Raw genomic sequence first — 7,425 nt, forward strand, 5'->3', positions numbered from 1 at the left:
ACCAGATCAAGCAGGAAATAAACCTGGTGATCATCCGAGAGCCAATCACTCGGTGATGGCGGCAGCAGGGTGGTCTGCTCCGGCTGCCAGGGACGGAAGGACTTGGGCTTCTGCATGCCCCATTCTCTTACCCAGATCCATTGCAGTCACTGGGATCTGGGCAGATTCAGGGCCGTCTGTGGAGAGCTCGGCCGCTGATCTACGCGCAACAGGCTCCTAGAACTACGAGAGGCATGTGATCGCTCCATTGCAACCACTTGTCAGATTCACCGACCCACGCTGAACAGTCAACCAGCCAGACAACAGGCACAAAGGCATAATCGATGTGATACTCCCTGGCAGGATTCCGCTGTACAAAAAAGTTGGTCCCGGCTCCGGACTCTGCGGAATCTAGTTGCTACGGCGATAAACGCTCTCAAGACCCATTTCGGAGAGTTCTCTGACTAAATCAGTATGGTTCCACCACCAATCCCATTTAACCCAGCGAATATTGCTATTCAGATCCCCCTCAATCGCCGTTGGCTGAGTTGAAAGCACGGACCGGTGAGCTTGGATGAGCTTTCAGAGCTGCCTAATGTATTGGAAGGCAGGTAAGCATGCTTGCCGAGTCTAGGCAGTCACAAGCAAGAAGCTATCGTTAATCCGACACGAAAGAAACGATTCGAGTTGGCTGAAATCAAGATCGACAGGTGCACACTTTGCTCCGGGAGCAGCGAAAGCTCCAAGACCTTTGTGCTTACTCTTTCCAGCCCAGAGGTAGTTCTTAGCCCATGTCCTGTACGTAGCGCTCGTGGAGCGTTCAGGAGCTTCACGCTCTTGGATGAAGGCGATATCGAACTTCAAGGCTTCTAAAGCATCGAGCTTGTTGCGCAAGGCACCGTTGCAGTTCCAAGTTGCGATGTCCATAACTCTAGCTATTACCTCGAGGGTTCCGCGAACCACTTGTGGACTCGGCTACAGCAGAACGGAATGACTGGTCATCACAGCACGAGTTCGCTGCCCTCACCCATAAAGCAATGGTGTGATTCCTGCCTAGGACCGCCGCAGGCTCATGGCCCTGTGGCGGTAACTGAGGGGTGCTCCAGGGGCAGGCCCTGCGCCTTCCAGGCCCGCAGGCCGCCGCGCAGGTTGGCCACGCGTGTGAGTCCTTTCTTCTGAAGCTGTTGGGTGGCTAGGGCGGAGCGGCTGCCGGAGTGGCAAAGGACCACCGTGGGCCACTCGGTAGGGATCTCTCCAGCTCGCTTCTCTAACTCGGGCAGGGGAATCAGCAGGCTGCCCGGGATGCGACTATCAGGGCCCTGCACTTCCGCTTCGGAACGCACGTCCACCAGCGTCAGGTCCGCGCGGTGATCGGCAACCCAGTCGGCCTTCAGCTCCGGCAGGCCGGCATAGCTGCGCTCGATCGGTCCCCAGTCCTCCGCTTCCTCCGACCCACAGTCACTGGCCCTGCCGGACCGAAGGTTGGCCGGCAGGGCCACCGCGATTCGGTTGGGGTGGGGAAGGCGCAGGTTCTCCATGTAGCCCACGAAGTCGCGCTCGTCGGCCTCGCCCCCGAGCCGGGCGTTGTAGGCCTTCTCTTCGGCCACCGAACTCACCGCCCGGCCGCTGTAGTCGTGGGCCGGGTAGAGCAGGCAGTGGTCGGGCAGGGACAGGATCTGCTCGGTGATCGAGTGGTAGAGGGTGGACGCATCCCCCTGCTGAAAGTCGCAGCGGCCACAGCCCCGCACCAGCAGGGCATCGCCGGTGAAGGCCACGCTGTGGTCATCGAGCACGAAGCAGAGGCAACCGTCGGTATGGCCGGGGGTGGCACGCACCTCCAGCTGGCGGTTGCCGAAGGTCACCTGATCACCGTGGCACAGGGGCAGGGTCACGTTCTCGGCCCCGGCGACGGCGGCCAGGCCGATGGCGCAGCCGGTGGCCCGGTGCAGTCGCCAGCTGCCGGTCACGTGGTCGGCGTGGACATGGGTGTCGAGACTGGCGACCAGGTGAATGCCCAGCTCGCGGATCAGGGAGAGGTCTCGGGGGTGCTGCTCGTACACCGAATCGATCAGCACCCCCTGCCGGGAGGGCACATCCGCCAGCAGATAGGTGAAGGTGCTGGTCTCAGAGTCGAACAGCTGCCGCAACAGCAGTGGAGCACCGCCGGCGGCGGCCGCCAGGGGAAAGGGAGTGGAGGTGGCCATCACTGGGGGCTCAGCCCGGACCCTGCTGCGGATCGACCTGCAGCTTCGTGCGGCCTTCCGCCAGCAGACCCTGCAGGTAGGCGCCCACGAACATCCCGGCCAGACCGATCAGCACCGGCCCGTTGCCGATGCCGATGCTGGCCACGGCCGCCCCGGGGCACAGGCCGCTCAGGCCCCAGCCCACGCCGAAGATCACAGCACCCGGCACAGTGCCGGCCAGCATCGGCTTCACCTCATGGGAGAAGGACAGCCCAAGCAGCGTGGTCTGACGCAGGCGCGGGGCCAGCCGGAAACCGATGGTCGTGACCGCCAGGGCCGCCGCCATCACCAGCAGCAGGCCGAGGTCGCGCAGCTGCAGGAAGCTCAGCACCACCTCCGGCCGGGCCATGCCGCTCCAGGCCAGCCCATAGCCGAACAGGCCACCGCCCAGGAGGATCGAGATCAGGCGCTTCATGGGTTCACCCCCAGCAGCAGCACGACCCGGGCGGTGACGATGGCCACCGCCATGAACACGACGACCGCCAGAAGCGAAGCCCTCGAGAACGAGGCGACGCCGCAGATGCCATGGCCTGAGGTGCAGCCCGAGGAGAGCCGGGTGCCGAAACCCACCAGCAGACCCCCCAGCGCCAGCCTCCACCAGCCCACGGCCGTGACGAAGAACGCCTGGTGGGTCGCGGCATACAGCCAGGCGCCGAGCACCATGGCCAGGGCGAACAGCAGACGCCACTGGCGTGAGCTCCGCTCAGCCTTGAGCGGCGTGACATAGGTGAGCGTTGAACTCAGAAAGGAACTCGCTCCAGCTTTGACGCCGAGGGTGAGGTACATGACCATCAATCCCAGTCCGAGGAACAGTCCGCCGGACAGATAGGACGTGACGCCATTGGGGAAGGGGAAGCCCAATCGATGCGATCAACAACGACAGTTGGACCATAAGCACATCGGTGGCGACGGGCAACGGTTCCAAAGCGGGCGGCAGGGCCAGAGGGTGAGGGATCACCGGAGCTGAACTCCTGAGGCCAGGCCTGGATGTCCTCCGATCCTCGTCGCCGGTGCCGACCTAACGCAAGGCCTGGTAACTCGTCATGAGATTTCGATAGTTGGGGATGTGGTTGGAGAGCAGGGTCCCGAGACCTTCGATGTCGTTGCGCCAGTCACGGTGCAGTTCACAGGCCACGCCGAACCAGTTCATCAGCTGCACTCCGGCCGCGCTCATCCGCGCCCAGGCGGCGTGACGGGTGACCTCGTTGAACGTACCGGAGGCATCCGTGACGACGAACACCTCATAGCCGGCCTCAATGGCGGAAAGAGCCGGAAAGGCCACGCAGACCTCCGTCACCACCCCGGCGATGATCAGCTGCCGGCAACCCGTCTGGCGGACAGCCTCGACGAACTCCTCATTATCCCAGGCATTGATGTTGCCTGGTCGGGCGATGTATGGGGCATCCGGGAACTGCTCCTTCAGCTCCGGCACCAGGGGGCCATTGGGCCCCTGCTCGAAACTGGTGGTCAGGATCGTCGGCAGGTTGAAATACTTCGCCGTGGCTCCCAGCGCCAGCACATTGTTCTTGAATTCACCAGGAGAGAAGTCCTGAACCAGGGAGATCAGACCCGACTGATGATCGACGAGCAGGCAGGCCGCATCATCCTTTTCCAGGCGTACGTATCGGAAGGTGTCAACCATGAATCAGGAAGAGAGGTTAGTAATGTCCCCGAATGACGCTGGTGATGGACCGGCCGGGAAAGGGATTCCTGCCATCAACACCATCGCATCGGCAGCCTATCCAGGCGGCCAGGGCCAACTGTCGTCGGCAGCAGATTCGCCATGAACGAACGGCAGGCCTGCGCCGACGCAGAGGCCCGGCAGCGAGCTCTGATGCCGCGGATCGATGTTCGGTTCCGCCCCTCATTGCCGCAGGAACTGTCTCAGACGTTCACGGATCCACTCCAGGGGACTGCCCATCGACGCATCGATGAAAAGCCCCCGCTCCCGCAGGTCGGCCTCGTAGCTCTGCAACACATCCTTTCGCCGGTTCAGTTCTTCGGCGATGGTCTCTGCGAAGGCGGGATGAAGCTGCAGGAGCGGCCGAAACCCACCGCGCGGAACCACGAAAAGGGTGGTGTCTTCCGCGGCCTGCATGGTGGTGGGATAGGGCACCTCCAGCAGCAGGGGAAGCTCACCAAAGAACTCCCCGGACTGGAAGCTGAACAGACGCCGGCTGACGCGGTCGGTTTCATGAATCGCATCCACGCAGCCGCTCAGAACGATGTTGAAGCTATGGCTGCTCTCCCCCTGGCGCACAAGGATCTCACCAGCGGCAAGGTGGCGTCTGGCGCCGCTGGCGAGCAGCTGCCTGAGGGGGCGGCCATGGAGTCCCTGGAAAAAACGCAGGTTCGTCAGCAGCTCGCTCAGGGTCTCTGCCGGGGGCTGCGGCCGACGATCATCGCCGGGCGCCTCAGGGGCGGCCGGAAGCGACTCGGGCCGAGCCCCTGGCGTACGGATCTCCCTTCGCGGCCAGGCCAGATCGATGGTCCGCTCGCGCAGTCCCTGGTGGATCGCGTAATGGAGTCCACTGCTGATCGTCTGGCCGGAGTCGATCTTCGAGGTCCACACGCGCAGGGTGAAACCGAGGCCCAGTTCCCCCTGGCTGGAGAAGAGGACCTGCGGCGCCGGCTCAGGATTGACATGGGGCTCATCCAGCGCTGCCTGCAGCAGCACTTCCGTGACGTCAAATACATCGCTGCCATGGGCCACCATCACCGGCACATCGATCCGGCCGGTGAAGCTGGCGTAACTGAGATTCTGGACGGGGCTGTTGGTGAGAAAGGTGTTCGGCACGATGATGTCCGAACCCTGGAACGTGCTGATCACGGTGGATCGAATCGAGATCTGTTTGATGAAGCCTGTGGTCTGGTTGAACTCGATCAGATCTCCCACCTTGAGCTTGCCTTCCATCAGTAGGGTGAGGCCACTGCTGAGGTTGCGGGTGAGGTCCTGCAGCCCGAAGCCCAGCCCCACGCCCAGCGCCCCCAGGATCACGGCGAGGGCACCGAAATCCAGACCCATCCCCTGAACCACCAGCACATAGCCGAGCGCGGCCACCCCAAGGCTCGTCAGCGTGGCCGTGGCTTCACGGCGTCCCTCCGGAACCTGGAATCTGGGGAGCAGTCGATCCTTGAGGAACCACTTGATCCCCCGCGCCAGCAGGCTGACGGCCACCAGCAGCGCGGCCACCTGCAGCAGCCAGAGCAGCGAAATGCTCTGCTGGCCCAGGGGGAACAGCGGAGCCATGAAGGCGCGCCGGAGCGTCTCAGGGATCATTTCGGCTGGGACTTCGGCGGTGTAAAGTTGGGATGGGAATGGTCAGAATTCTGTCCTTCGGCCACCAGTTTATGCGCAGCAGCATGACGAACTGACTGGTAGTGGAGGGGGCTGGCAGCCAGTGGGATTCCTTGCCCTTGCCCGGTGAATCCTTCTGGACGTAGAGGGTGATTGAACCTCCGGGTTGGTCTTGAAGTTGTCTCACGGGCTGATGGTTGACTTGTTGAGCGGGTGTAGAAAGAACCAGCAGCACCAATCAATCATGTGCATCATGATCGACCAGAAACCGTTGACCGGTGGCGTCTGGCCTTTGGCGAACATCAGCGGATTGTGCACTGCGCCGGTGATGTCCGTTATCGGATGAGCCCGCCTCAGCGCCAGAGCGTTGCGGAGACCGCCCAGGAGCTAAAAATCCACGCGATCATCCTCTACAAGTTGCGGAAGGCTTGGTGTTTGCAAGGAGAGATGGTGCCAGCGACCCAGAAGACGCCAAGTCCTTTGGGGAGAGGACGGGGACCCCAGACGTCTCCTGATGATCGCCGGAGGGCTCAGCAGATCCTTGCGCAGCTTCTACCGGCTGCTGCATGCGGATGTCCAGGCCCACCGCCGTGGCCGTACCAGGCCTCTTCAAGAGCATCGGGCGGGGCCGCGTCGGGAGGCCGAGGGCTCCAATGTGGTGTGGAGTTGGGGCATCACCTACCTGCCCACTACTTTACGGGGGATCTGGCTGAAGCTCTACCTAGTTGTGTAGTGCCACCAGGTTGTTCCGGCTGACAAGCGGGTGTGAGGCCGACAGGGTTGTGGTGCGACCCAACAGCCCAAGACCTCACACCCCATGCATACACACCCCAATGCCCGGCTGACACCGATTGGTCGGGAACGCCTGATCCGGCAGCATCTCGACGAGGGCAGGAGCCTCGTTCAACTGGCCGCAGATCACGGCATCAGTGAGCGCACTGCTCGCAAGTGGCTGGCACGGTTCCGTTCAGGCGGTTTGGCGGCACTGGCGGATCGACGGAGTGTTCGCCGCAGCCAGCGGCGGACGCTCGATCCGCAACAACTGCAGCAGGCCGTGGAGCTCAGGCACCAGCGCTGCACCCTCCGGACGATCGCCCGGCTGCTGCTGGTGCCGATCAGCACCCTGGCCCGGGCGATGCGGCGCCTGGGGCTGAACCGGCTGCGGAACCTCGACCCGAAACCGCCGGTGCAGCGATACCAGTGGGAGCGGCCCGGCGACATGATCCATGTCGACATCAAACAGCTGGCCCGGTTCAACCGTGTTGGCCACCGGATCACCGGCGACCCACGCAAAGGAAGCTCCCCCGGCGCTGGCTACGAAAAGGTCCATGTGGCGGTGGATGACGCCACCCGTCTGTCCTATGTCGAGGTGTTGGCCGACGAGAAGGGGCCGACCACGGTGGGCTTTCTGAGCCGGGCGGTGGCCTGGTTCAACGGCCAGGGGATCGAGTGCCGGCGGGTGCTCAGCGACAACGGATCGGCCTACAGGTCGCACAACTGGCGAAAAGCCTGCCAGGCCATGGGATTGAAGGTGAAGAAGACCAGGCCCTACACCCCACGGACCAACGGCAAGGCCGAGCGGTTCATCAAGACATTGCTTGAGGAGTGGGCCTACGTGATGCCCTACAGCACCTCAGCGGCTCGCAATGAGCTGCTGCCGGCCCAGGGCTGACTGAAAGTCCATTCATCCCGTCTCCGCCAGGCTGATGCCGACCCAGCCAAGCATTCGGCTGATGTCATGCGCCACGGCCATCAGGCCAGCGCGGATCGATCGGAATCCGTTGCAGCGCAACAAGTTGAGAGCCAAGGTCCGCAGCAGGGCCAGCACCTGAACACCGTTGCGCTGGGCGTAGCGGTGAGCGTCCTCACCGAGCTGGGTGTCGCGGGGCCAGTGCCACTGGTTTT

Annotated in this window: 7 protein-coding genes and 1 pseudogene; 1 reads left to right on the plus strand and 7 read right to left on the minus strand. The window is 63.0% G+C overall.

Going from position 1 to position 7,425, the window contains the following annotated elements:
• Positions 1-1,049: 1,049 nt before the first annotated feature.
• The 6 genes from KBY93_RS15710 to KBY93_RS16345 all read right to left on the minus strand — a co-directional run bounded on the left by KBY93_RS15710 (position 1,050) and on the right by KBY93_RS16345 (position 5,755).
• Positions 1,050-2,183, minus strand: a complete 1,134-nt coding sequence (locus KBY93_RS15710; protein WP_255095362.1) for a rhodanese-like domain-containing protein — start codon at positions 2,181-2,183, stop codon at positions 1,050-1,052.
• A 10-nt stretch (positions 2,184-2,193) separates the two neighbouring features.
• A complete protein-coding gene (locus tag KBY93_RS15715) occupies positions 2,194-2,637 on the minus strand; it encodes a DUF6691 family protein (RefSeq protein WP_255095363.1) in 444 nt (147 codons plus the stop codon).
• Positions 2,634-3,083: a YeeE/YedE family protein gene (locus tag KBY93_RS15720; protein ID WP_255095364.1), complete on the minus strand. Its 450-nt coding sequence runs from the start codon at positions 3,081-3,083 to the stop codon at positions 2,634-2,636. Before KBY93_RS15720 ends, KBY93_RS15715 begins: the two co-directional genes overlap by 4 nt.
• A 157-nt stretch (positions 3,084-3,240) precedes the next feature.
• The gene (gene ycaC / locus KBY93_RS15725) at positions 3,241-3,864 is read right to left on the minus strand and encodes an isochorismate family cysteine hydrolase YcaC (protein ID WP_255095365.1); all 624 of its coding nucleotides are present in this window, start codon (positions 3,862-3,864) and stop codon (positions 3,241-3,243) included.
• A 222-nt stretch (positions 3,865-4,086) separates the two neighbouring features.
• The gene (locus KBY93_RS15730; RefSeq protein ID WP_255095366.1) at positions 4,087-5,472 is read right to left on the minus strand and encodes a mechanosensitive ion channel domain-containing protein; all 1,386 of its coding nucleotides are present in this window, start codon (positions 5,470-5,472) and stop codon (positions 4,087-4,089) included.
• A 19-nt stretch (positions 5,473-5,491) separates the two neighbouring features.
• A complete protein-coding gene (locus KBY93_RS16345; protein ID WP_399223370.1) occupies positions 5,492-5,755 on the minus strand; it encodes a DUF1214 domain-containing protein in 264 nt (87 codons plus the stop codon).
• A gap of 582 nt (positions 5,756-6,337) precedes the next feature.
• Here KBY93_RS16345 and KBY93_RS15735 point away from each other — a divergent pair.
• Positions 6,338-7,192 carry an IS481 family transposase gene (locus tag KBY93_RS15735; protein ID WP_255095367.1) on the plus strand — a complete coding sequence of 285 codons (855 nt, stop codon included), beginning with the start codon at positions 6,338-6,340 and terminating at the stop codon, positions 7,190-7,192.
• Between the two features lie 12 nt (positions 7,193-7,204).
• Here KBY93_RS15735 and KBY93_RS15740 read toward each other — a convergent pair.
• Positions 7,205-7,425: pseudogene (locus KBY93_RS15740) on the minus strand (transposase); the annotation flags it as partial.

The sequence above is a fragment of the Synechococcus sp. J7-Johnson genome (genome assembly GCF_024345795.1).
Taxonomy (GTDB): Bacteria; Cyanobacteriota; Cyanobacteriia; order PCC-6307; family Cyanobiaceae; genus Regnicoccus_A.